Origin of the sequence: Streptomyces sp. NPDC088553, from assembly GCF_044752965.1 — a bacterium.
In the GTDB taxonomy this organism is placed as follows: domain Bacteria; phylum Actinomycetota; class Actinomycetes; order Streptomycetales; family Streptomycetaceae; genus Streptomyces.
Window position 1 is genome coordinate 745,697 of the sequence record NZ_JBIVMG010000002.1, and the last position, 22,028, is coordinate 767,724.

General features: G+C 72.0%; 22 protein-coding genes. 8 read left to right on the top strand and 14 right to left on the bottom strand.

The features are described 5' to 3' along the window. Positions 1-137: 137 nt before the first annotated feature. A complete protein-coding gene (locus tag ACIP8Z_RS08365) occupies positions 138-428 on the top strand; it encodes a hypothetical protein (protein ID WP_402080327.1) in 291 nt (96 codons plus the stop codon). 88 nt (positions 429-516) lie between these two features. Here ACIP8Z_RS08365 and ACIP8Z_RS08370 read toward each other — a convergent pair whose 3' ends face one another. From ACIP8Z_RS08370 to ACIP8Z_RS08380, 3 genes are all read right to left on the bottom strand, one after another. Further along, on the bottom strand, positions 517-1,305 hold the full coding sequence (locus ACIP8Z_RS08370; protein WP_402080329.1) for a hypothetical protein: 789 nt from the start codon (positions 1,303-1,305) through the stop codon (positions 517-519). 4 nt (positions 1,306-1,309) lie between these two features. Then, positions 1,310-1,891, bottom strand: a complete 582-nt coding sequence (locus ACIP8Z_RS08375; RefSeq protein ID WP_402080331.1) for an RNA polymerase sigma factor — start codon at positions 1,889-1,891, stop codon at positions 1,310-1,312. Between the two features lie 79 nt (positions 1,892-1,970). Continuing rightward, a complete protein-coding gene (locus ACIP8Z_RS08380; protein WP_402080333.1) occupies positions 1,971-2,447 on the bottom strand; it encodes a hypothetical protein in 477 nt (158 codons plus the stop codon). 80 nt (positions 2,448-2,527) lie between these two features. Here ACIP8Z_RS08380 and ACIP8Z_RS08385 point away from each other — a divergent pair, with 80 nt between their 5' ends. Then, positions 2,528-2,965 (top strand): hypothetical protein, encoded by a 438-nt coding sequence (locus ACIP8Z_RS08385; RefSeq protein WP_402080336.1) that lies wholly within the window; start codon positions 2,528-2,530, stop codon positions 2,963-2,965. Here ACIP8Z_RS08385 and ACIP8Z_RS08390 read toward each other — a convergent pair. The 3 genes from ACIP8Z_RS08390 to ACIP8Z_RS08400 form a co-directional block, all read right to left on the bottom strand. Beyond that, positions 2,955-3,818: a DUF1684 domain-containing protein gene (locus ACIP8Z_RS08390; RefSeq protein ID WP_402080339.1), complete on the bottom strand. Its 864-nt coding sequence runs from the start codon at positions 3,816-3,818 to the stop codon at positions 2,955-2,957. The genes ACIP8Z_RS08385 and ACIP8Z_RS08390 overlap by 11 nt on opposite strands. A 360-nt stretch (positions 3,819-4,178) precedes the next feature. After that, positions 4,179-5,249: a chitinase gene (locus tag ACIP8Z_RS08395; RefSeq protein WP_402080342.1), complete on the bottom strand. Its 1,071-nt coding sequence runs from the start codon at positions 5,247-5,249 to the stop codon at positions 4,179-4,181. Positions 5,250-5,339: 90 nt separating this feature from the next. Then, entirely contained in the window at positions 5,340-6,242 is a 903-nt protein-coding gene (locus tag ACIP8Z_RS08400; RefSeq protein ID WP_402080345.1) for a LysR family transcriptional regulator, read from the bottom strand. A 130-nt stretch (positions 6,243-6,372) separates the two neighbouring features. Between ACIP8Z_RS08400 and ACIP8Z_RS08405 the strand changes: the two genes are divergently transcribed. Then, complete coding sequence (locus ACIP8Z_RS08405) at positions 6,373-6,828, top strand: cupin domain-containing protein (protein ID WP_402080347.1); 456 nt, start codon at positions 6,373-6,375, stop codon at positions 6,826-6,828. Between the two features lie 73 nt (positions 6,829-6,901). Here the strand turns inward: ACIP8Z_RS08405 and ACIP8Z_RS08410 are convergent, their stop codons facing one another. Beyond that, on the bottom strand, positions 6,902-8,044 hold the full coding sequence (locus tag ACIP8Z_RS08410; RefSeq protein ID WP_402080350.1) for a S1 family peptidase: 1,143 nt from the start codon (positions 8,042-8,044) through the stop codon (positions 6,902-6,904). A gap of 250 nt (positions 8,045-8,294) precedes the next feature. Here ACIP8Z_RS08410 and ACIP8Z_RS08415 point away from each other — a divergent pair, with 250 nt between their 5' ends. Beyond that, positions 8,295-9,203: an adenosine kinase gene (locus ACIP8Z_RS08415; protein ID WP_402080352.1), complete on the top strand. Its 909-nt coding sequence runs from the start codon at positions 8,295-8,297 to the stop codon at positions 9,201-9,203. A 73-nt stretch (positions 9,204-9,276) separates the two neighbouring features. On the opposite strand, the gene ACIP8Z_RS08420 is transcribed toward ACIP8Z_RS08415, so the two are convergent. The 3 genes from ACIP8Z_RS08420 to ACIP8Z_RS08430 all read right to left on the bottom strand — a co-directional run bounded on the left by ACIP8Z_RS08420 (position 9,277) and on the right by ACIP8Z_RS08430 (position 13,080). After that, positions 9,277-10,173 (bottom strand): geranyl diphosphate 2-C-methyltransferase, encoded by an 897-nt coding sequence (locus ACIP8Z_RS08420; protein WP_402080355.1) that lies wholly within the window; start codon positions 10,171-10,173, stop codon positions 9,277-9,279. Between the two features lie 3 nt (positions 10,174-10,176). After that, a complete protein-coding gene (locus ACIP8Z_RS08425; protein WP_402080358.1) occupies positions 10,177-11,559 on the bottom strand; it encodes a family 2 encapsulin nanocompartment cargo protein terpene cyclase in 1,383 nt (460 codons plus the stop codon). A gap of 111 nt (positions 11,560-11,670) precedes the next feature. Further along, on the bottom strand, positions 11,671-13,080 hold the full coding sequence (locus ACIP8Z_RS08430) for a family 2B encapsulin nanocompartment shell protein (RefSeq protein WP_402080361.1): 1,410 nt from the start codon (positions 13,078-13,080) through the stop codon (positions 11,671-11,673). A gap of 440 nt (positions 13,081-13,520) precedes the next feature. Here ACIP8Z_RS08430 and ACIP8Z_RS08435 point away from each other — a divergent pair, with 440 nt between their 5' ends. After that, positions 13,521-14,981, top strand: a complete 1,461-nt coding sequence (locus ACIP8Z_RS08435; protein WP_402080364.1) for a basic amino acid/polyamine antiporter — start codon at positions 13,521-13,523, stop codon at positions 14,979-14,981. A 58-nt stretch (positions 14,982-15,039) separates the two neighbouring features. Then, complete coding sequence (gene arcA / locus ACIP8Z_RS08440) at positions 15,040-16,302, top strand: arginine deiminase (RefSeq protein ID WP_402080367.1); 1,263 nt, start codon at positions 15,040-15,042, stop codon at positions 16,300-16,302. Positions 16,303-16,366: 64 nt separating this feature from the next. Here the strand turns inward: arcA and ACIP8Z_RS08445 are convergent, their stop codons facing one another. From ACIP8Z_RS08445 to ACIP8Z_RS08460, 4 genes are all read right to left on the bottom strand, one after another. Continuing rightward, on the bottom strand, positions 16,367-16,870 hold the full coding sequence (locus ACIP8Z_RS08445; protein ID WP_402080370.1) for a DUF1269 domain-containing protein: 504 nt from the start codon (positions 16,868-16,870) through the stop codon (positions 16,367-16,369). A gap of 29 nt (positions 16,871-16,899) precedes the next feature. Continuing rightward, positions 16,900-17,541, bottom strand: a complete 642-nt coding sequence (locus ACIP8Z_RS08450; RefSeq protein WP_402080372.1) for an FxLYD domain-containing protein — start codon at positions 17,539-17,541, stop codon at positions 16,900-16,902. A gap of 86 nt (positions 17,542-17,627) precedes the next feature. Then, positions 17,628-18,722: a chemotaxis protein gene (locus ACIP8Z_RS08455; protein ID WP_402080375.1), complete on the bottom strand. Its 1,095-nt coding sequence runs from the start codon at positions 18,720-18,722 to the stop codon at positions 17,628-17,630. Between the two features lie 50 nt (positions 18,723-18,772). After that, complete coding sequence (locus ACIP8Z_RS08460; protein ID WP_402080377.1) at positions 18,773-19,261, bottom strand: DUF1269 domain-containing protein; 489 nt, start codon at positions 19,259-19,261, stop codon at positions 18,773-18,775. 377 nt (positions 19,262-19,638) lie between these two features. On the opposite strand from ACIP8Z_RS08460, the gene ACIP8Z_RS08465 reads away from it, so the two are divergent. Continuing rightward, entirely contained in the window at positions 19,639-20,889 is a 1,251-nt protein-coding gene (locus ACIP8Z_RS08465; RefSeq protein WP_402080380.1) for a serine hydrolase domain-containing protein, read from the top strand. Between the two features lie 163 nt (positions 20,890-21,052). Continuing rightward, positions 21,053-21,817: a hypothetical protein gene (locus ACIP8Z_RS08470; protein ID WP_402080383.1), complete on the top strand. Its 765-nt coding sequence runs from the start codon at positions 21,053-21,055 to the stop codon at positions 21,815-21,817. Positions 21,818-22,028 lie beyond the last annotated feature (211 nt).

Genomic DNA, 22,028 nt, shown 5'->3' on the forward strand with positions numbered 1-22,028 from the left:
GGTCGGCCCGTGGGGCGGATTCCGCGGAACGCCCGCCCCACGAGGGTGGAGCCATGTCACCCACGCTGCCTCGGCCTCAGCGTCTTCACGGAGGTGACCGCCCTCCTGGCCATCGGGCTCGTCCGGGGGTGGGGGAGGTGGCGCCCGCCTGGATCCCGGTCATCGGCGGCAGACGTCTCCGCCCGATGGCGGCCTTCGTACCCGCCCTCCTCGGCGGCCTGATCCTCACCGCGCTGTTCACGGCCGTTCCGATCGGTGACGGCCGCAGTCTCACCGCGCTCGGCGTCGTCGACACGGTCGGCTACATCCACGAGGCGTGGCGGACGCTCGCGACGGTGTGCATCGCTCCCACCGCCGTGTGGGGACCCGCCATCATCGCCCTCGCGATCGCCTACCACCGGCGCAGGACCCGCGTCCGCGAGACGTGAGCGGCATCCGGGCATCCGGGCAAGGGGTCCCGTCCGGGCAAGGGGCCGTCCGGACAAGGGGTCGTCCGGACAAGGGGTCGTCGGAACGTCAGGGCTTGTCGCGGCCCGGGTCGTTCCGCGGCCCCTTCCTCGGTGCGTCGGTCGGTGCGCCCGAGGGTGCGTGGCTCGATGCGGGCTTCGGGCCCTTCTCAGGTCCCGTCCCGTGGCCGTACGCGTGGCCGCTCCCGTGCCCGTACGCAGGGCCGTCCGCGTGTCCGTTCCCCTGCCCGTTCACCTGCCCTTGCCCCGGTCCGTTCTTGAGGCCGTTCTTGACGCCGTTGTTGTCCCACCGGTTTCCCTCCCCGTGCTCCCCGCCCCTTCCCCGGCCCGGATCCGTCGCCGGCCGTGTCGCCGGGCTCAGAGGCAGGGGTGCGGACGTCGCATCGGGCGGGGTCGTCGTGCCGGCCGCCGGGGCGGTGGTGCCGCCGAGCGTGGAGACGGGGGTCGTCGGGACGGGCGCCGGCTCGTCAGCGAAGGGAATGGGCAGGTCCACGGCGGCGATGGCCACGCCGCCCAGCGTCACGCTGGCGAGGGCCGCGGCGAGGGCCGTTCTCAGGGAGCGCCGGCGAAGCCGCCGTGCGGCGCCGGGAGTCCAGTCGTCGCGGCGGCGTGTCCGGCGCGTTCGGCCGGCAACGTGCAGGCCGGCGTCACGCGCGGCCCGGAAGGCGGCCCGGGCGCTCGCCTCCGCCTCACCCACCGGTCCCCCGGCCGTCCCGCCCGCGCCGGCGCCGCCCGTCATGACCCCGCCCGTGGTGGCCGTGTCCGTCGCCTCCCGGTCGCCGCGCAGCGCGGACCGCAGAGACCGCTCCAGACCTTCGTGCCGATGCTCGTCGGGCATTCCATCACCTCCCTGTTCCCCTGAGTTCCCGCGCCAGCCGCCTCAGTCCCCGGTGTGCGGCGGACCGTACCGCACCGGGGCGTTTGCCCAGAACCCGGGCGGCCGTCGGACCGTCGAGGCCGACGACGACCCGGAGCAGCACGGCTTCGGCCTGCTCCCGCGGCAGGCCCATGACCAGCGCGAGGGCCTGCTCCGTGGAGAGGGCCTCCAGGGCGTCCCCCGCCGTGTCGGCGGCGGCGGGCAGTTCGAGCACGTCCTGTTCGAGCAGGGCCGGCCGGGGACGGGACCGTACTCTCCGCAGATGGTCGAGCGCCCGGTGCCGGGCTATGGTCGCGGTCCAGCCTCGGAAGCCGACGCCGTCGCCGCGGAACCGGCCGAGGTCGCGGGCGATCTCCAGCCAGGCCTCGGAGGCCACGTCCTCGGCGTCCTCGCCGACGATGCCCCTCAGGTAGCCGAGGAGCCCCGGGTAGACGGTCCGGTACGCGTACGCGAAGGCCTCCTCGTCGCCCTCCTGCGCCCGCGCGACGGCCGAGCCGAGTTCGGAATCGCGTGCCGTGGTGGGCGCGTGCCCCGTCCCCTCGTCCACACGCTCCTCTTCACCACCGGTACCTTCACGAACCTCCGGTTGCCGCGGTGTACCGGAAGGCAGTCATCCTGTCAGACCGTCAGCACAGGCCCGCCGCCAGGCCGTCCGGCGCCCGGACCGGCCGTCTGCGGGTACGTGGCGGCCGCCGCCCGTGCAGGGTGAGGAAGTAGGTCTGGAGGGATTCCTGCGGTCCGATCTCGAAGCGGTTCACGGTCCGGCCGAGCGGATTCCACACCCGGCCGTCCGGCATCCGCGACCCGACGGGGTGGGCGAAGACGGACCGGAGCAGGTGCTCCGGGGGGATGTCGATCCAGACCGCGCCCGCCTCGCGCACCAGTACCTCGCCGACGTAGGCGCCGATGCCGAGGAGGGGCCCGGCCATGTCCTCCCGTCCGGCACCGCCCTGCCGGAGACCGTCGATGAGCCGGTCGACCACGCGCAGGCTCGCCGCCGTGTAGTCCAGCGGAAGCCGCGCCCTGGCGGTGGCACGCCCCACGAACCCGGCTGCGTGACGCCCCATGTCGGCCGCGGACAGCGTCAGGTTTTCGCGGTCCATACGTGATCACCCTTCCCTTCGAAGCGGCGTGATTCGCCGGATGATCAAGCGGAAGCCGGTCCGGAAACATCACGGAGGACATGGGTGACGCTGATCACACGCCCTGTACCTGGACGTCCGTCGAACCCCTGAGCTGCCCGCACGAGCCCGGGATCACTCCGGCCCTGTGGGGCGATCCGGCCGCGACCCGGGCGGTCCTCGCCGCCCGCACCGGGCTCTACGGTTCCGCCCGGGTCGCCGACTGGCCGCCGTCGCCGGCCTCGGAGGACTTCCCGCTGAACGGCGGCGCGGGCGCCGCGCTCCACGGCGCGGAGGACGTCCCCCTCGTCCACTGGACGACCGGCACCGCGAGCCCGCCCCAGTGGGCCGGCTCGGCGGGCAGGCTCCCGCCCGATCACTCCCCTCTCTTCGCGCCCGACGTGCGGACGGCCCTGCCGCCCACGATCATCGCGCTCGTGGCGGCGGCTCTCGGCACACTGGCGGGGCCGGAGGTCCCGGGCCGAGCGGCTACGGGGTGACCGGGATGCGCTCGTGCGGGATCTTCTCCCCGGCCTCGACCGCGACGGGCAGCCGGTTCTCGGCCGGGGGCAGCGGGCAGGTCGCGAAGTCGGTGTACGCGCAGGGGAGATTGGTGGCGCGGTTGAAGTCGAGCACGACCTCGCCGTCGGGGCCGGGCGCGTCGATCCGCAGGCTGCGGTTGGCCGCGTACGTGGTGACGCCCGAGGTCGCGTCGGTGAAGAGCACCGAGAAGCCGCCGGGGGTGTATCCGTTGAAGGCGGTCAGGCTCAGTTCGCGGCCGTCGAGCCGGAAGGTGATGCTGCCCGGTGCGTCGTAGACGTGCTGCAGCCCCTCGACGGAGGCGCCGACGGTGGTCGGCCGCGGTTCGACGAAGGGGACGTACCTGCCGGTGACGACCCAGCGCGGGTCGGGCGCGTACGCGGGTGTCCCGGCGAACGCGACCCGCAGCGGGTGGTCGGGGCGCCTCGGCCGGACGATGTGGTGGCCGCCGCGCTTGGCGACCTCGATCACGGTGTCGCCCCAGACGGCGTCGATGCCGCCGCGCTCGGGGATGACGGCGAAGTCGTACCGTCCGCGGACGGTCGTGCCGTCGACGACGAGTTCGGTCCCCTCGTCGAGTTCGACGGTGACGCTGTCGGGTCCGGTCGACCAGAGTCCGGGGGCGTCGGTGACGCGCTGCGGCTCGTCGGTGAGCCAGTGCAGGCCGGTGATGGCGAGGAAGCCGTGCTCGGCGGCGAGCCGCGCGTCCTTGTCGCGGTGCCACTCCTCCCACGCGGCGCTGAAGGCCTTCGGTCCGGAGTCGGCGTCGAGGTCGGCCTCGGTCGCGGGAGCGGGGGCGTTGCGGGTGGTCATGGGTCCTCCTGGGGTCGTCTGCGCGTCACGTGCGGGGCTCGCACCGGGAGGCCGCTCGCGCCGGCCCGTGCCGACGGGGCCCGAAGGGGCTGCCGGAGGGTGACGCTCAGGGGTGTGACGGGGGCACGGTGGTCGCGCGGGCGACGGCCGGCTGCCGGGACGAGGGCCTCGGGGTCAGCCGGAACAGGACGTGGTCGTGACGCGCACGTAGTCCACGTGTCGGCGCGTCACGAGCAGGGTCATGCGGCCAGCAAAGCACAACTGCCGTGCCCCGGGCCAGTGATCCCGGGTTCTGGATCACCGGCCCGGAGCACGGCGACGCTCCGGTCGGGCCGGAGCCGAGGGGAGCCGCCGGACTCGCTAGCGGCCCTGGAGGGCCTTCACGTTGTCGCCGAACGTCCAGCCCTTCGACCCGTCCCAGTTCGCCGACCAGGTCATCAGGCCCTTGAGCGCCCCGCCGTAGTGGTTCCACGCCTGCGCGACGAGCGACGGCGCCATGTGGCCACCGCCCGCGCCCGGCTGGGCGGGGAGGCCGGGGACCTGCTTGTCGTACGGCACCCGGATGGTGGTGCCCTGGATCACGAGGCCGCGGTTCAGACAGTCGGTCTGCGCGACGAACCCGGCGACGGTGCCGGCCGCGTAGGAGTCGCCGGAGCATCCGTACATGCTGCCGTTGTAGTACTGCATGTTGAGCCACCACAGGCGCCCGTTGTCGGCGTACTTCTTGACGATCGGCAGGTACGCGCCCCAGATGGAGCCGTAGGCGACGCTGCCACCGGTGACGTACGCGGTCTCCGGTGCCATGGTCAGTCCGAAGCCGGCGGGCATGCGGGCGAGGACGCCGTCGATGATGTACACGAGGTTGGCCTGCGAGGCGGACAGGGTGCCGATGCTGCCGCTGCCGACGAGACCGGTCTCGATGTCGATGTCGATCCCGTCGAAGTTGTACGTCTTCAGGATGGGCACGATGGTCGCGATGAACCGGTCAGCGACGGCACGGGAGTTGAGGTCGATTCCCGCGGCGGCTCCGCCGATGGACATGAGGAGCGTCGCTCCCGCCGCCTTGGCGTTGCACATCTGCGCGGGGGTGGAGACCCGGACGGTGTTGTCCATGCCGTCCTGCCACAGCACCGTTCCGTCCGAACGGATCACGGGGAAGGCGGCGTTGATGACGTTGTAGCCGTGGGCGGCGAAGCGCGGGTCGTCGATGGGCGCCCAGCCGAAGGGCGGGTGGACGCCGTTGGCCGCGCCGTCCCAGTTCTCCCAGTAGCCCTGGAGCACCTTGCCCGCGGGCTTCTGCTTGAGGGCACAGGTGTCCGCGGACGGGGCGGCGACGGAGGCGGCCGCGGCGACGGGGGCCGCGAGGGCGGCGGCTGCGAGCAGGGTGGCGAGTCCCGCTCCGAGGAAACGGGCGAGGCGAGGGGCCGGCATGCGTGCTCCTGGGGACGTGGGGGGATGGTCCTGGGCATGGCGCGCGCTCCAGCAGACCGTAAGTTGGTCCAGACCATTCGTCAACCACCTTCACACACACGGGCGTTGGGACGAAGTCCTCTCGACGGCCCGTAGCGCCCGCAACAGATGCCGCAGGGCCGGACCCGGCGGGTCCGGCCGCACGGCCAGTGAGGTGGTGACGGCGAGGCCGGCGAGGGGGCGCACGGCCACCCGAGGGACCGACGGCAGCCCGCGCACCTCGTAGAAGAGGGTCCACGAGGGCGCCCGGCCCGTGCCGATCGCGGTGAGCGTGGCCAGCAGATCGGTGAACGGCGGCCCGAGGACGAGCCGGGCCCCGGCAGCACGCAACGCGCCGGTGACCAGCTCGTGAAAGGGCGGATTGCCGTCCGGCGGCGCGAGCCGCACCGGCAGGCCGGCCAGCTGTTCCAGCCGGAGCACACGCTCGACGGCGAGCGGATGCCCCTCCGGCAGGGCGACGTACAGCAGATCGTCCCAGAGGGGCAGCACCTCCAGCCCGGGTGCGCTCGGCACCGCCCGCACCCACGCCGCGTCCAGCTCTCCGGCGCGCACCGCGGCGAGCCGTCGGGCGACCGGCAGGCTGTGCAGGCGCACCTGCAGGCGCGGCGCACCGACGGCGAGTTCGCCCAGGACCCGCTCGATGCGGTCGCCGGGTCCGTGGATGCCGGCCAGTCGGAGGATCCCGTCGTCGCCCGCCGTGATGTCCGAGGCCACTCGTACGGCCCGGTCGGCGGCGGCGAGCACGGCGCGAGCCTCCGTCAGCAGCCGCTCGCCCGCGCCGGAGAGGCCGACCCGCCGGGTGGTGCGCTCGAAGAGCACCACGCCCCACTCGCGTTCGAGGCGCCGGATCTGCTGACTGACCGCCGACTGGACGATGCCGAGGCGCTCGGCCGCCCTCCCGAAACCGCCCTCCTCCGCGACGGCCACGAAGTACCGCAGCTGCCGCAGCTCCATGAGGCTCCCGGTCCCTCTCATTCATCACGAACGGTCATCGCTGCCGTCGACAACTGCCTGTGGTACCGCGCCTGTTCCCGGGCTCGAATGGAACCCGACACCCGGGACCACGAAGAAGGAGTGACGAACGATGTCCGAGATCCGGAAGGCGCTGGTGGTGCGCTCCGAAGAGGCCGAGCGGATACGACTCCCCCACGGCGGCGGGTTCCACCTCCTGGCCGACGCACGCGACACGGGCGGTGCGCTGGGAGCCAACCGTCTCGCTCTCGGCGAGGGCGCGAACGGCGCCCAATCGCACTACCACGCCCTGTCGACCGAGCTGTTCTGCGTACTCGACGGCTCGGTGCGGTTCACCCTGGACGGCCGTACGACGACCGTGACCGTCGGCGGGCTGGTCTCCGTCCCGCCGGGGATGCCGCACGCCTTCGGCGCCTCCCCCGGCTCGACCGCGGACCTTCTCGTGGTCCTGACACCGGGCGTCGACCGCTTCGGCTACTTCCGGTCCCTGGGCCGCGTCGCACACGGCCTGGACACCTTCGACCACCTCCTGTCCCGGCAGGAGCAGTACGACGTGCACTTCCTGTGACAGCGGTCCGGGCCGCGCGATCCGGCGCGCCAGGCCGTGTGACCCGGCGCGCGGGACCGCGCGATCCGGCGGGTCAGGCCGTGTGGAGCGTGAGGCCGTAGCGGCTGAGGATCTCGTTCACGGGCTGGAACCAGGTCTCTCCGCCGGTCGAGCAGTTGCCCCAGCCGCCGGACGTGACGCCCTGGGCCTGGTCGCCGCTGATGAACGCGCCACCGGAGTCACCACCCTCCGCGCAGACGCTGGTCTTCGTCATCTGCTGCACCGCGCCCTGGCTGTAGTTCACGGTCTCGTTCTTGGCCAGGACGCTGCCACAGTGCCACTTGGTCGTGGAGCCGGAGCGGCAGATCGACGCGCCGACCGGCGCCTCGGCCGAGCCCTTGACGAGCCGGTCCGGTATCACGCCCCAGCCGAGCACCACGGGCACCGTCCACCAGCCGCTGTGGACGCTCACGTACGCGTAGTCGTTCCCGGGGAACGAGGAGCCCTGGAAGGTGCCCATCGCGGACCCGTCCCAGCCCCGCACCGCCGCTCCGGCCCCGCCGCAGTGCCCGGCGGTGACGAAGCCGCCGTGCACGGAGAAGCCGATGGAACAGCGGACGTTGCCGGTGTAGTACGGGTCGCCGCCGACGGTTCCGGCGGCGTACGTACGGGGCGCGGTCGCCGTCTCGGCGACGGTCACGGGTCCGGTCTCGCGGGCCCGCTCGACGAAGTCCCGTACGGCGGGGGCGTTCCGGTCGGCGCGGACGACGGTGACGACGACGCTGTTGGAGCGGGGGTCGACGTGCCAGCCGGCGACACCGCTCGGGGCGGGGCGGGCGTCGAGCCGCGCCTTGGCCCGGTCGAGCGCGCCGACGCTGTGCCGGACGAGCCGGGTGTCGGCGCCGAGCGCCTTGATCTCGGCCTCCTCGTCGCGGTCGGTGAGGGCGACGACGAGCCGTCCGGTGCCCGCGTCGAACCAGGAGCCGCCGTACGAGCCACCGGCGGCCTTCTCGGCCTCGGACTCGACGCGGGCCGCCGTGCGTTCGGCCGCGAGCCGTTCCTCGGCCTGCCGCGCGGTGAGCCCGAGGTCCTGGCGCATGGCGTCGAGGAGTCCCGCCGACGCGGTGGGCGTGTCAGCGGTGGGGACGGCGCTCGCGGGCATCGCCTGGGCGGCGCCGAGTCCGACGGTGAGCAGCAGGGCCGCGGCGGCGGCGCGCAGGGCGGACGTACGTTTCACAGGAGCCTCCTAGTGGGGGGAGCAGGCACTGAGAGCGCTCTCAAGCGAGCGCGGAAGCCACCGTAGCGAGAGTCCACTTGTCAGGTCCAGACCACGACCGGACATTCGGAGGTGGCGGGTGACGGAGGCCGAATCCCCTCAAGCCCTTTTCGCAACAGTCTGAAAGATCTTGCCGCCGGGTGTCACGGACTGCTTGACTCACCAGCGATCACGGGCAGTTGGGCTCCCCGCGCGCACGAGAGGAACTTTGATGAGCAGTCAGTACGACGTCCTCGTCCTGGGCGGGTCGGGCGTCGACACGATCGTGTACGTGCCCGAGCTCCCCCTCCCGTACGCCGACAGCTACATGATCCGGCCCGGCATCGAGACCCGCGCCGGGCAGACAGGCGACTTCGTGGCCCTCGGGCTGAGCTCACTCGGCCTGCGGACGCACCACATCGACATGATCGGCGACGACCCCCCGGGCGACCTCGTCCGGGCGTTCCACCGCGACCGGGGCATCGGGTTCACGGAAGTGCCCCTGCCCGGCGGGACGAAGCGGGCCGTCAACCTCGTCGGCCCCGACGGCCGCCGGCTCTCGCTCTACGACGACAGCCGCTCCCGGGAGTCCGATCGGCTGCCCGAGGAGCTGCTCCGCCCTCTGGCATCGGCGAGCCGGCACGCCCATGTCTCGATCACCCACCCCTGCGCCTTCGCCCTTCCGCTGCTGCGCGAGGCGGGCCTCACCCTCTCCACGGATCTGCACGACTGGGACGGCGAGAACCCGTACCACGAGCCCTTCGCCTACGGCGCGGACATCGTGTTCGTCTCGGCCACGGCCCTCACGGACAAGGAGCGGACCATGCGCCGCATTCTGGAGCGGGGCCGGGCGGAGGTCGTGATCGCCACCGCCGGGGCTGAGGGCGCCTCCATGCTGACCGCCGCCGGGCTGGTCCCTGTTCCCGCCGTCACGCCCTGCGGGCCGGTGGTCGATTCCAACGGCGCGGGCGACGCCTTCGCCGCCGGCTTCCTCTACGGCCGCCTGACCGGCGAGGACCTCGACCGGTGCGCGCTCTACGGCGCGGTGGCGGGCGCCTACGCGTGCACGGTGCCGGCCACCGGGAGCGACGCCATCGACCGCGCGCGGCTGCTCGACGCGGCCGCCGCGGCGCGGCGCTGAGCGGGAACGGCCGGAAGGGCCCGGTCCGTCGCGCGACGGACCGGGCCCTTCGGCACCCACGGGATCAGCCGGCTCAGACCCGGTCGGCCGCGATCAGGACGTACTGGAACGAGCCGTCCTTGTAGGAGTTGATGAACGCCTCCTCGATGCCGGTGACCAGCGACGACGTGGCGCGCAGCTCCCAGTAGGGCAGGGTGTCCGGCGTCAGGTCGATGACGGCCTGCGGGACCAGACGGTTGTCGGCCATCGCGCGCAGGTACTCGCGGCGGGAGTGGATGTTGCACTCGAAGTGCGCGTTGATCTGGGAGACCCACTTCGAGGGCTGGCCGTACCGCGGGTTCCAGCAGCCGGTGATGGTCACGTAGCGGCCGCCGACCTTGAGGAAGCGGGAGTGCTCGGCGAAGAGGTCGTCGAGGTCGACGTACATGCTCGACTCGTTGTTCCACGAGGCGGCGATGCTGCCCTTCTCGAACGGGGTGTCCAGCATGTTGCAGACCTGGGCATGGACGTGGTCGTCGATGCCGAGCTCCTTCGCCCGCTTGTTGCCGAACTCGGCCTGCGTGGAGGAAAGGGTGACGCCCTCGACCTTGCAGCCGAACCGCTGGTGGGCCATGACGCTCGAACCGCCGCGGCCGCAGCCGGCGTCCACGAGCGTGTCCTCACGCCCGATGGCTCCGAGGTTGTCCAGGAGGACCTCGGTCTGCGCGGACTCCAGCCGGTGCAGCTCGGTGATCAGCTTCTTCTCGTACTCGCTGTCCTCACTGTCCCCGAGGGCGGCGTGGTCGACGGCGCCGATGCCGTAGTGGTGGTGGTAGAGCCCGTCGACGTCCCCCAGGCGCAGGTTCACGGGCCTGGCCTCGTCGTTCCAGTAACGGGCGATGTCACCCTGGTACGGCGTCGCCGGGGACGGAACGAACGCGGAGGTGCCGGTGACGGTGGTGTACTCGGTGCTGGTCACAGATAAATCCATTTCTTACCAGAAGTCGGGCAGGCTGTAGCGATAGGTGTTGGTCTGGTGCCAGTAGTGGTTGCCGTCGACCCACACGGCCACGCCCCGCAGGAAGCGCTGCACGGTCGGGACGGGACAGGCGGCGGCGAGGGCGGCGGCCTCGGCCTCGAAGTCGCGCATGAGGTCGTTGTGGACCTCGACGGCCTTCAGATAGCCCTCGCGGTCGGAGACGCCTTCGCGGTCGGCGATCACCACGGGCAGGTTCAGGTGGTTGCCGGGGCTGTCGAGTTCCTTCATGTACGAGTACAGGTCGTTCACGATGGTGGTCGCGTTCCCGGCGAGCGCGAGGACGCGCTGCATGGCCGGCTGGGCGTGCAGGTCCGCCGGGAGTTCGTAGCCCCCGACGGTGTCCGTGATGGTGGGACAGGGGCGGAAGTTGTTGAACTGCCGCATCGCCAGGTACTCCCACACCTCCGGCATGTGGTCCGTCTCGGCCCAGGCGGCCTCGGCGAGGTAGCCCATGTGCAGCCGGGCCATGTCGTGCCGGAACCGGTCGGCCTGCGAGGGGGTCGACTGGTTGACGAAGTACTCCATGGCGGAGCGGTAGGCGCGCCGCGGGGCGTCCGCGTGGAGCGACTCCGCCCAGAGCGGCTGGTACTCCGTCGTCGTGTGGAGCGGGTCCAGGGCGGTGTGCGCGAGGAGGAGCCGTCCGCCGAGGCCGATGGGCGAGCCGCCGTGGTCCTCGCAGTAGCAGTCGTCGACGGCGTTCTCGGCGACCATGAGGCGCGTGGCGAGCATCAGGTGCTCGACGGTCGGGGCGTCGGGGTGGCAGGCGACCATGTAGCGCCCGACGGAGAATCCGTCGAACTCGCCCTCCCAGTCCTCGGGGTAGAGCTGCACCTCGTCGAGCGCCCAGGCCTTGATCCTGCGGCTGACCTCGTCGACCCGTACGGGGTCGGGTTCGGGTACGGGGTGGAAGTAGAGGCCCGGGATCGGCCGGCCCTCCGCCGGTGCCGCGGGCGCCGGTGCCTCCGGCGGCTCGGGGGCCGCCTCGCGCCGGGCCAGGGACAGTCCTGCCGTGCCGAGGCCGGTGGGCCCGGGCAGGACGAATCCCGGGCCGGGAACCGGCGGCGCGGCCACGGCGGCACCGGCCGGCGACGCGGGAGCGGCCACGGCGGCGGGAGCGACGACGGACGCGCCGGCGGCCGTGGGCACGGTGCCGGCCACGGGCGCGGCGCCGGCCCCGGGCGCGGAAGCGGCGCCGGTCGCGACGGCGGCCACGGCCGTGAGAGCGGCCGCCCCGGCCGTTACGGTCGGATCGGCCGCCCGTCCGAGGACATGGATCCCGAAGTGGGCGGCGGCGGTGGGCAGGCTCGACTGCAGAGGGGAAGGCCCGGGTTCGGGCATCCGTGACTCCTTGGTGAGGGTGGTGGGCTGTCGGGGGTCCCGGGCACGGGGGGTGCGGCCCGGGACGCTCCGGACCGTCGCGGCCGTCGTGGCGGCCGCGGGGCAGCTCCGCTAGTGCCTGCGGGCGATCTCCACGTTCTCCAGCACGCCCAGCGCGTTCGGCACGAGGATGGCGGCGGAGTAGTACGTGGTGACGAGGTACGACATGATCGCCTGCTCGCTGATGCCCATGAAGCGCACCGAGAGGCCGGGCTCGTACTCCTCCGGAAGTCCGGTCTGGCGGAGGCCGATGACGCCCTGGTTGTCCTCGCCGAGGCGCATGGCGAGGATCGAGCTGGTGTTCTCCTTGGTGATCGGGATCTTGTTGCAGGGCAGCAGCGGGACTCCGCGCCAGCTCAGGACCTGCTGGCCGTCGAGGTCGACGGTGCCCGGGTTGAGGCCGCGGGCGTTCCACTCGCGGCCGATCGCGGCGATCGTCCGGGGGTGGGCGAGGAAGAGCTTGGTGCCGCGGCGGCGGCAGAGGAGCTCGTCGAGGTCGTCCGGGGTGGGCGGGCCGGAGTGGGTCTGGATCCGCTGCTTGAAGTCGGCGTTGTGGAGCAGGCCGAACTCCCGGTTGTTGATCAGCTCGTGCTCCTGGCGCTCGCGCAGCGCCTCGATGGTGAGCCTGAGCTGCTCCTCGGTCTGGTTCATCGGCCCGTTGTAGAGGTCGGCGACCCTGGTGTGGACCCGCAGGACGGTCTGGGCGACGGAGAGTTCGTACTCGCGCGGCTTGAGCTCGTAGTCGACGAACGCGCCCGGCAGCGCGACCTCGCCGGTGTGACCGGCCGACATCGCGATCTCGGCCTCCCCGTGCTTGTTCTGGCGCTGCAGCGGGAGGGAGCTGAACTCCTCGATGTGGGCCTGGAGGGCCGGTGACGAGGCGAGCACCGCGGCGAACTCGGCGCGGGAGAGGGTGAGCAGCGTGCCGGAGGTCTCGGCGGTGGCGGTGTAGTCCCACCGGGCGTCGGCGTCCAGGAGGGCGTTCTCGCCGAAGCGGTCGCCGTCGGCGAGCACCGCGACGGCCACCTCGTCGTCGTACTTGCCGAGGGAGGTCTGGTTGACGCGTCCGTGGGCGACGAGGTGGATCTCCTCGGCGGGGGTGCCGCGCGTGACCAGTACCTCGCCGGCGCTGAAGTCGCGCTGGACGCACCGGCCGGCCAGCGCGTTCAGCACCTCCTCGTCCTCGAAGCCGCGCAGCAGGGCGAGTTCGCCGAGCTCACGGGGGATCACCCGGACGTGCGCCCCGTCCTGGACGAACTCGATGCGCCCGTCCCCGACGGTGTAGCTCAGCCGACGGTTGACCCGGTAGGCACCGCCCTTGGTCTCGACCCAGGGGAGCATCCGCAGCAGCCAGCGGGAGCTGATCTCCTGCATCTGCGGGGCGGACTTGGTCGTGGTGGCGAGGTTCCGGGCAGCGGCGGTGCTGAGGCTGGACTGCTTCGGGGTGTCCTGCTGTGCTTCCGGGCTCGTGTCGACGGTCATGGGGCGGGCTCTCCTTCGCAGGGGGTGGTGACCGGCACACGGGTGTCCCGGCCAGTGAGAGAGGAGGTCTTCGAGAAGACGGTGCAGACGGTGCAGACGGCGACGGCGAGAAAGGCAGGGAAATGAAGTGAAAGAGGGAGAAAGGAGGATGAAGCTCTGGGAATCCGTCCAGATCCCGGGGAACAGTAACGGCCGGTGACCCCCGTACACCCCATCGGTCCGAGGTCATTACCTCGAAGCGGCGATCTTGCTCTGTTCGAGGTTTAACCCGATGATCTGCGGCATTCGGGCCATATGGCCGAGAGCCCCTGGGTCGGACTGACTCAAGGAGCACAAATAGTTGCGTACAGGGACAAAATGTCCTTATCCGGCTAGATTCGGCTTCCAGTCATCCCTCGTCGCTTCCAGGGGTGGGCACCGAGTCGCCCTCGAGGTAGGTCATGTCGCACGCTGATTCCGGAACTGACGCCACCACCGCCGGGTCCCCGCCCGCGGCCAAACTGACGCTCGTCACGCTGACCGCGATGGTCGTCGGCTCCATGGTCGGCGCCGGCGTCTTCTCGCTGCCCCGGCGGTTCGCGCAGGAGACGGGTGTCGCGGGCGCGCTGATCGCCTGGGCGATCGCCGGCTTCGGCATGCTGATGCTCGCCTTCGTCTTCCAGGCGCTCGCGGTGCGCCGCCCCGACCTGGACGCCGGTGTCTACGCGTACGCGAAGGCCGGTTTCGGCGAGTACCTGGGCTTCTTCTCGGCGTTCGGCTACTGGGCGAGCGCCTGCGTCGGCAACGTGACGTACTGGGTGCTCATCATGTCGACGGTCGGCGCGATCTGGCCGGCGCTCGGCGACGGCGACACCGCCCTCGCCATCATCCTGTCCTCGGCCGGGCTGTGGGCGTTCTTCCTGCTCATCCGGCGCGGGGTGAAGGAGGCCGCCGCGATCAACCGGATCGTGACGGTGGCCAAGGTCGTGCCCATCATCGTCTTCGTCATCCTGGCCCTGTTCTCCTTCGACGCGTCCGTCTTCGCCGACAACTGGGGGGGCGCCGACTACGCCGGCTCGCTGTTCAACCAGGTCCGCGGCACGATGCTCGCCACCGTCTTCGTCTTCCTCGGGGTCGAGGGCGCCAGCGTGTACTCCCGGCACGCCAAGCGCCGCGAGGACGTGGGACGGGCGACGATCCTGGGCTTCCTCAGCGTCTTCTCCGTCTTCGCCTCGGTGACCATCGTGTCGTACGGCATCCTGCCGATGGCCGAGATCGCCGAGCTGCGGCAGCCCTCCATGGCGGGGGTCCTGGAGGCGGCCGTCGGCACCTGGGGCAAGGTCTTCGTCAGCGTCGGCCTCATCATCTCCGTCCTCGGCGCCTATCTCGCCTGGACCCTGATGGCCGCCGAGGTGCTCTTCGTGGCGGCCAAGGACGAGGACATGCCGCGCTTCCTGGGGCGCTCCAGCGGCGACGACGTGCCCGTTCCGGCGCTGCTGATGACCACGTCCCTCAGTCAGGTCGTCCTCGTCGTCACGGCGTTCTCCGACGACGCCTTCAACTTCGCCCTCGACCTGACCAGCGCGCTCAGTCTGATCCCGTTCCTGCTCGCCGCCGCGTTCGCGGTGAAGATCGCGGTGCGCCCCGAGCGGGAGAAGGTGGCGGGCCGGAGCACCCGGGGCGAGCTGGTCGTGGCCGCCCTCGCCACGGTGTACACGGCGTTCCTGCTGTTCGCGGCCGGGCTCAAGTTCGTCCTGGTCTCCTTCATCATCTACGCGCCCGCGACCTTCCTGTTCGTCAAGGCCCGGCGCGAGCAGGGCAGACAGCTCTTCTCCCCGCGCGAGCTGGTGATCCTCGTCGTGTCGATCGCCGGCGCCGTCATGGGCGTCGTTGCCCTCGCCGCCGGCTGGATCAGCCTCTGAGTCCGCCCCCGTCGTCCGCCGGCCCGTCCCTTCGTCACCCGTATCCGAAAGGCCCCGCATGACCAGCAACGACGCTTCCGCCAAGCCCGCGCTCGGCGTGTACTCCGAGGTCGGACGGCTCCGCAAGGTCCTTGTCTGCTCCCCGGGGCTCGCCCACCGCCGGCTGACCCCGACCAACTCGGACGACCTGCTGTTCGACGACGTGATGTGGGTGGAGAACGCCCAGCGCGATCACGCCGACTTCGTCAACAAACTGACCCAGCGGGGCGTCGAGGTCGTGGAGCTGCACAATCTGCTCACCGAGACGATGGCGATCCCCGAGGCGCGCGCCTGGCTCCTCGACCGGAAGATCACCGCCAACGAGGTCGGCCTGGGCCTGATCGACGACACCCGTGCCTTCCTGGACTCCGTCGCGGCCCGCGATCTGGCCGAGTACCTGATCGGCGGCCTGTCGACGGCCGACCTGCCCGACGCGTTCCGTTCCGGATACGTGTCCCTGGCCCGCGAGGCCACCGGGGTACGCGAGTACCTGATGCCGCCGCTGCCGAACACGCTCTACACCCGCGACACCACCTGCTGGCTGTACGGCGGCGTGACCCTCAACCCGCTGTACTGGCCCGCGCGGCACGGCGAGACCCTGCTCATGAAGGCGATCTACTCCTTCCACCCCGACTACGAGGACGCCACCGTCTGGTGGGGCGATCCCGAACAGGACTGGGGCCAGGCCACCTTCGAGGGCGGCGACATCATGCCCGTCGGCAACGGTGTGGTCCTCATGGGCATGAGCGAGCGCACCTCCCGGCAGGCCATCACCCAGGTCGCCGCCTCGCTGTTCGAGAACGGCGCGGCCGACCGGGTCATCGTCGCGGGCATGCCGAAGCTGCGCTCCGCGATGCACCTGGACACCGTCTTCACCTTCGCCGACCGGGACATCGTCACGCTCTACCCGAAGATCATGGACTCGGTCCACACCTTCACCCTGCGGCCCGGCGACAAGGCCCCCGGCGTGGACATCACCGACGAGGGCGGCACCCCGTTCGTGGACGTGGTCGCCAAGGGCCTCGGTCTGCCGAAGCTCCGGGTCATCGAGACCGGCGGCGACGTGTACGCCTCCGAGCGGCAGCAGTGGGACAGCGGGAACAACGCCGTCGCCCTCGAACCCGGCGTCGTCTTCACGTACGACCGCAACACCCAGACCAACACGCTGCTGCGCAAGGCGGGCGTCGAGGTCATCACCATCGTGGGCGCCGAGCTCGGCCGGGGGCGCGGCGGCGGCCACTGCATGACGTGCCCGCTGATCCGGGACGCGGTCGAGTTCTGACCGGGCGCGAACGGACCGGCCGCCCCCGTGGAGGGGGTGGCCGGTCCGGCGTGTGACGGGCGGGTCAGCCGGTCGGGTCGGGGCCCGCGAGCTGCTCGGCGAGTTCCCGCTCGCTCTCCTCCGACAGCGAGGTCTTGAGGACGGTTCCGCCGAACTGCTCCACGGCCGCGGCGAACTTGTCCTCGGCGACCTTCGAGGCCATGACCACGACGGCGGACGAACCGGGCGTCAGCAGCGACTGGACCTTGTCGCGGAACTTGTTGTCGACGCCCATCTGGTTCAGCTTGCCGATGAGTCCGCCGACGGCGGCCCCCACCACGCCGATCCCCGGCGTGAGGATGATCATGCCGAAGACCATGCCCCAGAGGGCGCCGGCGGTCGCCGAGAGGGCGGCCTCGCCCTTCCTCCTCGCGGGGGTGTCCACATGGGTCTTGCCGTCGGCGTCCACCGAGACGACGGCGAGTCCGGTCAGTTCGAGCGCATGGCTGTCCCCGAGCTTCTGCACCTCGGTGAAGACCCGGTTCGCGACGGCGCGATCGTCGTAGCCGAGGACGATGAGTTCGGACATACGGCTCTCCTCCTGTGTCAGTCCTGGCGTCAGTACCGCTGCGCCTTGGTGAGCCTCGGCGTGAGCACCGGCTCGGGGGGCTGCCGGCTGATGACCACCGGCTGTTGGCGTTCGCCCGGTTCAAGGTCCTCGACGCCGACGAACTGCGTCTCGACGACCTCGCCCGAGGGGTCGAGGAAGTCGACCTGCACGGCGTAGGAGGCGTCCTCGTCCGTCGTGTTGGTGATGTTCAGGACGACGGCCAGCTTGCCGCCGCTGTCCGCGCGGGGCTTGCCGGTCATCGCGACCTCGTTCAGCGCGTTGCCCGGGGCCTTCACGTCCTTCAGCTCGTCCTCGGCCTCCTGCCGCGTGCGCTCGATCTCCGCGCCGATGGACGCCTTGCGCTCGGCCTCCCGCGCGGAGGCCGAGGCCGCCGCCGAGGAGGCGGACGCGCGGGCGGATTCGACCGCCGCCGCCCCGGAGGAGGCGACGGAGGAGGGCAGTTCGCCCGAGAAACCGGCCGTGTCGGGGGCCGTGGGGCGTTCGCTGAAGGTGGGGCCGCCGGTGTCGTCGTTGCCGGTGTCGCAGGAGACGAGGCCGGCCGCGCCGAGGGCCGTGACGACGACGGCCGCGGCCGCGCTCACCGCCCGTGCGCGGACCGCCCGTCTCGCGCGCGCCGATGTGGGGTTCACAGGATGCGTCCTCTTCTCGTGAGCGTGGGTCGTACGGTCGTGGTGCGTCGTGGTGCGGTCGCGGTGCGATCGCGGTGCGGTCGTCGTCAGTAGCGCAGGACGGCGGCGATGCGATCCATGTCGATCAGGGCGTCGTCGCGGACGAACTGGACCTCGGCGCCGGTGTCGAGGGCCCGTTCGACGATCTCGTCGACCATGTCGTCCCGTGACTCGGGCTCGGACGGCTCGGCGGGTTCCAGATGGCCGCCCTCGTCGCGTACGACGGTCCGGTAGTGGTCCTCGACGGCGAGCAGCCGGATCCGGCCCTCCTTCACGGCCTGCCACACCTCGTCGATGCCGCCGGCGAACTCGCGGCGTCCCCGGGCGGCGTCGAGTTCGGCCAGGACGGTGGTCGCCGCGGCGGACTCGCGCGCGAGGCGGGCGGGTTCGACGGCCTCGTGGACCGCGGTGGCCGGTCCCTTCGCGAGCCCTCCGCGGTGGACCGGTGTCGCGCCCGGCTGGAGCGGTCCGGTGTCCTCCAGGAGCGCGAGGGCGGCGGGTTCACCGATCACGTACAGCGGGCGCGGCGCCGAGGCGAGGACGGCGCGCAGGGCCGTGTGCGCCTCGCGCAGGAACTGGCGGGTGGCCTCGTCCTGGAAGGTGCTGGGCAGGTCGCCGACGCGCTCCTTGCGCTCCGCGTCCGGGTCTTCGAGGCTGCGGGTGAACGGGAAGCCGTCCCCGGTGTGCTCGGTGACCCGCTCGGGGCTGCCGCTCCACAGCGAGACGCGGTCGGCCGAGACCGCGAGCGCCCAGGAGGGCTGCTCGGCGGCCTGGGCGGCGACGAGGTTCCGGGTGAGGAAGGTGTCCGCGATGACGACGCGCTCGGGGACCGACCGGGCCACCGTCCACACGTAGTGCTCCCCCGGGGCCACGAAGATGACCAGGCCGTCCTCGGCGTGCGCGAGGTCGGTCTCGGCCACCGCACGGCTCAGCTGGTCCATGACGTCGGCGCGCCGTTCGCGGGTCACCGCCGGGTCGTCCTGGATCGCCTTCTCCGCCGCGGCCACGAGGTTGCGGAGGCGTACGGGGTCCTGGGTGTTGTCCGGCTCGCGGCGGTGGGTGGGCATCACGAGGGACACGGCGGGGTACGGGCGGGGCTGTCGCAGCTTCGCGAGTACGTCGCTGCTGAGCGCGGGGTCCATGAGGAAGCCTTCCTGACGAATTCCGGCGGTGGTGCGGTGGGGGCGGCCGGCTACCGCGGGCCGGCGAGCTGCTCGGCCAGTTCCTTCTCGTCCTCGTCGCTGAGCGAGGTCTTGAGGACGGTGCCGCCGTGCGGCCGCATGGCCACGGTGAACTTGTCGTCGGTGACCTTCGAGGCCATGATCACGACGGCGGCGGAACCGGGCTTGAGGAGGTCCTCCACCTGCTGGCGGAACCGGTCGTCGACGCCGGACTTGCTGATCTTCCCGACGAGGCCGCCGAGGGCGGCTCCGGTCAGGAGTCCCACGCCGGGGAGGAGGAAGAGAAGGCCGAAGATGGCTCCCCACACGGCGCCGGAGGCGGCGGAGACCCCGACGACGCGGCTGTCGGTGTCGACGTGGGTGCTGCCGTCCGCGTCGACGGAGACGACGGCGAGCCCGTTGAGGTGCACGACGTAGTCGCGCTGCAGCTCGTGCACCGTGTCGTACGCCCGCTCGGCCACCTGGGGGTCGTCGTATCCGATGACGATGAGCTCAGCCATTCCCGCCTCCTGGGAGAAGGGGCCATGAAGTGTCATCGTGTCCCGATATGTCCACCCTCGCGACTCGGTGATCCCCTCAACGGGCGTACGGGCCCTCCGGGGCGTACGGGGTCCGCCGGGGAGCACAGCGGCGCGACCCGGCGGCCGGTGTCCGTCCCGATGCGGCGGCCGGTGTCCGTCCCGGGCCGTACGGACGGAGGACTCGCCGCCGCCCCGCGGCGCGCCCGGCTTCTGACGCGACCGTCCGTGTGCTGCCGGCGCCGGCCGTCCCGTGACGGGGCCGGACGGCGCTGTCGTCTGCCCCGCACGGGCGGGTCTCTCGCGGTCCCCGGAGTGTTCGCCCCGGGCCGCCCACCCGCCCGGACATAGTGCGGGGCATGACGCACACCCCCCTCTCCCCGCGTACGCGTGCGCGCACGCGGTCCCGCAGGGCTCTGCTCTGCGCCGCCCTCCTGGCTCTCACCGTCCAGACGACGGCCGTGGCACCCGCGCTCGCCGAGGGCCCCGGCGGCCACGGCCGGTCCGACTGCGTACGGACCGAGGGCCGCCTCGACGGGAAGGCCCGCACGGTCCTGGACATCACCCGCGAGGCCAAGAAGGACCTCCGCCTGAACGCCGTGCAGGTGCGGGTCACGGTCGACGGGCGCGAGGTCCTCACGGACGCGCTCGGCGAGTCCATGACCGGCGTCCCGGCCGAGCCCGGCATGCACTTCCGCGCCGGCTCCGTGGCCTTCGCCCATATCTCGACGGCCCTCCTCAAGCTGGTCGAGGAGCGACGGGTCCGGCTCGACGACACCGTGGAGCGCTGGCTGCCCGACCTGCCCAAGGCGAACCGGATCACCCTGCGCATGCTGGCGTCCAACACCACCGGCCTCCACGACTACGTCACCGACCCGGAGTTCCTGAAGGAACTGGAGGCCCACCCCTTCCGGGCGTGGACCCCCGAGCAGCTGGTCGCGTATCCGCTCCGCCACTCCTTCTGGTACGAGCCGGGCACGAACTGGAGCTACTCCCACGCCAACTACGTCTACCTGATCGAGGCGCTGGAGAAGATCACCGGCGTACGGATCGACCGCCTGGTGAGGGAGAAGGTCACCGGGCCGCTGGACCTGCGGAACACGCGGAACAACTTCACGCCCGACATCCCGCGCCCCGTCCTGCACGCCTTCACCTCGGACCGCGGCGTCTACGAGGAGTCCACGTTCTGGAACCCCTCGTGGACCACCGCGCCCGGCGCCGTCATCACCACCGACATCTGCGACCTGGCGCGCTCGGCGCAGGCCATCGGCAGCGGCGAGCTCCTCTCGCCCCGCTCGTACCGCACCCTGCTCGACCCGGGCACGGTCGGTCTCGGCGGCGCGACCGCGACCTGTCCCGCGACGATCTGTCTGAAGCAGACCGAGGCGGCGCACTTCGGCCTCGGAGTCATCGTGGTCAACCGCTGGATCCTGCAGAACCCGTCGTTCTCGGGATACGCCGCCATCCAGGCGTACCTTCCGTCCAAGCGTCTCGCCATCGCGGTCTCGGCGACCAGGACGGCGACCACGCCCGACGGCAACCAGGCCGAGGTGGTCGCCGAGCGGATCGCGGCCGCGCTCGCCCCGGGGGACCCGCTCGCGATCAGCTGACCCCCGGGCCGCGCGACCCGGATCGGGGCTCCGCCGCCCGCCGGCGGAGCCTCCCGCGGGCCTTCGAGCACGGCGCACCGATCTGAGTAGCGGTACTCATGGCCCGGAGCGGGGCCCGGCGGGACCATGGCGCCAGGGTGTGAACGGGCTCGGAGGGGGCGGCATGAGCAAGGTCGTGGGTGTGTTCGTGGCCGCGGGGCTGGCGGTCGGCGCGCTGGTCCTCGCGTACGCGGTGGGAGTGCCGCCCGGCACGGTGCTCGCCGTGGGCGCGGGCGCCCTCGGACTGCTGTGGCTGCTGCTGCTCCTCACCGCTCCGTGGAACCTGTACTTCCGCGCGCACGCGGTCCTCGCCGAGATCGCGCTCAGCCGGGAGAAGGGCATCGCCGTCTCCGAGGAGCGGGACGCCGAGGCGCGGCGCATCGCGCGCGTGATGCTGCGGGCCGCCGTCGGCGGGCATGTGGTGACGGCCGGCGTGGCGCTCGCCGTGGCCGCGGCGACCGGCCGCGAGGCGGGCTACTGGTTCGCCGGGTTCTTCCTCCTCAGTACGTTCTTCAGACCGGCCGGGGCGTACTTCGGCCAGCTGCGGGGCAGGCTCGGCGTCCTGCTCCGGGACGTGACGTTCCCGCGTGACGACGTGGTGGCGCTGACCGGGCGGGTCGCCGCCCTGGAGAGCGGGGCCTCGGTGCTCGACGGCAAGGCGGAGGAGCAGTACCGGGCCCTCGCCGAGCTGCGCCGTACGGTGGACGCCGTCGCGCTCTCCTCGCATCAGCAGGCCGACGAGACCGACCGGAGGATCGCCGCGCTGGCACGGGAGTTCGAGTCGACGGTGAACCGCCTCACCGACAACGAGGAGATCATCACCGGCCTGAAGGCCTTCCTCCGCCTGCTGCGGGCCACCGATGCCGCCGGCGGCCCCGCCGCCCCATGACGTCCCTCTTCCGTGGGTCCCGCTCGGCACCGGCACCCCGCGCGCGTACCCCCGGTTCTCACACCGCTCCCGGCGCCGCTGTGTGACCGGTGTTACGGACCAAGATCCGCCGGGTTGACACAGGTGTAACGGGCATTTCGTACGGTCGGGGCTCGAACGGTTCCACAGAGAGGCGCCCCGGTGACCCGACAGGACACGCCGACCCCCCGCG

Excerpts from the sequence above, each read along its gene's own strand:
- ACIP8Z_RS08370 (WP_402080329.1), bottom strand. The coding sequence starts at position 1,305 with ATGCCCGACGAGCATCGGCACGAAGGTCTGGAGCGGTCTCTGCGGTCC.
- ACIP8Z_RS08380 (WP_402080333.1), bottom strand. The coding sequence starts at position 2,447 with ATGGACCGCGAAAACCTGACGCTGTCCGCGGCCGACATGGGGCGTCAC.
- ACIP8Z_RS08385 (WP_402080336.1), top strand. The coding sequence starts at position 2,528 with ATGGGTGACGCTGATCACACGCCCTGTACCTGGACGTCCGTCGAACCC.
- ACIP8Z_RS08390 (WP_402080339.1), bottom strand. The coding sequence starts at position 3,818 with ATGACCACCCGCAACGCCCCCGCTCCCGCGACCGAGGCCGACCTCGAC.
- ACIP8Z_RS08395 (WP_402080342.1), bottom strand. The coding sequence starts at position 5,249 with ATGCCGGCCCCTCGCCTCGCCCGTTTCCTCGGAGCGGGACTCGCCACC.
- ACIP8Z_RS08400 (WP_402080345.1), bottom strand. The coding sequence starts at position 6,242 with ATGGAGCTGCGGCAGCTGCGGTACTTCGTGGCCGTCGCGGAGGAGGGC.
- ACIP8Z_RS08405 (WP_402080347.1), top strand. The coding sequence starts at position 6,373 with ATGTCCGAGATCCGGAAGGCGCTGGTGGTGCGCTCCGAAGAGGCCGAG.
- ACIP8Z_RS08415 (WP_402080352.1), top strand. The coding sequence starts at position 8,295 with ATGAGCAGTCAGTACGACGTCCTCGTCCTGGGCGGGTCGGGCGTCGAC.
- ACIP8Z_RS08420 (WP_402080355.1), bottom strand. The coding sequence starts at position 10,173 with ATGGATTTATCTGTGACCAGCACCGAGTACACCACCGTCACCGGCACC.
- ACIP8Z_RS08425 (WP_402080358.1), bottom strand. The coding sequence starts at position 11,559 with ATGCCCGAACCCGGGCCTTCCCCTCTGCAGTCGAGCCTGCCCACCGCC.
- ACIP8Z_RS08430 (WP_402080361.1), bottom strand. The coding sequence starts at position 13,080 with ATGACCGTCGACACGAGCCCGGAAGCACAGCAGGACACCCCGAAGCAG.
- ACIP8Z_RS08435 (WP_402080364.1), top strand. The coding sequence starts at position 13,521 with ATGTCGCACGCTGATTCCGGAACTGACGCCACCACCGCCGGGTCCCCG.
- arcA (WP_402080367.1), top strand. The coding sequence starts at position 15,040 with ATGACCAGCAACGACGCTTCCGCCAAGCCCGCGCTCGGCGTGTACTCC.
- ACIP8Z_RS08445 (WP_402080370.1), bottom strand. The coding sequence starts at position 16,870 with ATGTCCGAACTCATCGTCCTCGGCTACGACGATCGCGCCGTCGCGAAC.
- ACIP8Z_RS08455 (WP_402080375.1), bottom strand. The coding sequence starts at position 18,722 with ATGGACCCCGCGCTCAGCAGCGACGTACTCGCGAAGCTGCGACAGCCC.
- ACIP8Z_RS08460 (WP_402080377.1), bottom strand. The coding sequence starts at position 19,261 with ATGGCTGAGCTCATCGTCATCGGATACGACGACCCCCAGGTGGCCGAG.
- ACIP8Z_RS08465 (WP_402080380.1), top strand. The coding sequence starts at position 19,639 with ATGACGCACACCCCCCTCTCCCCGCGTACGCGTGCGCGCACGCGGTCC.
- ACIP8Z_RS08470 (WP_402080383.1), top strand. The coding sequence starts at position 21,053 with ATGAGCAAGGTCGTGGGTGTGTTCGTGGCCGCGGGGCTGGCGGTCGGC.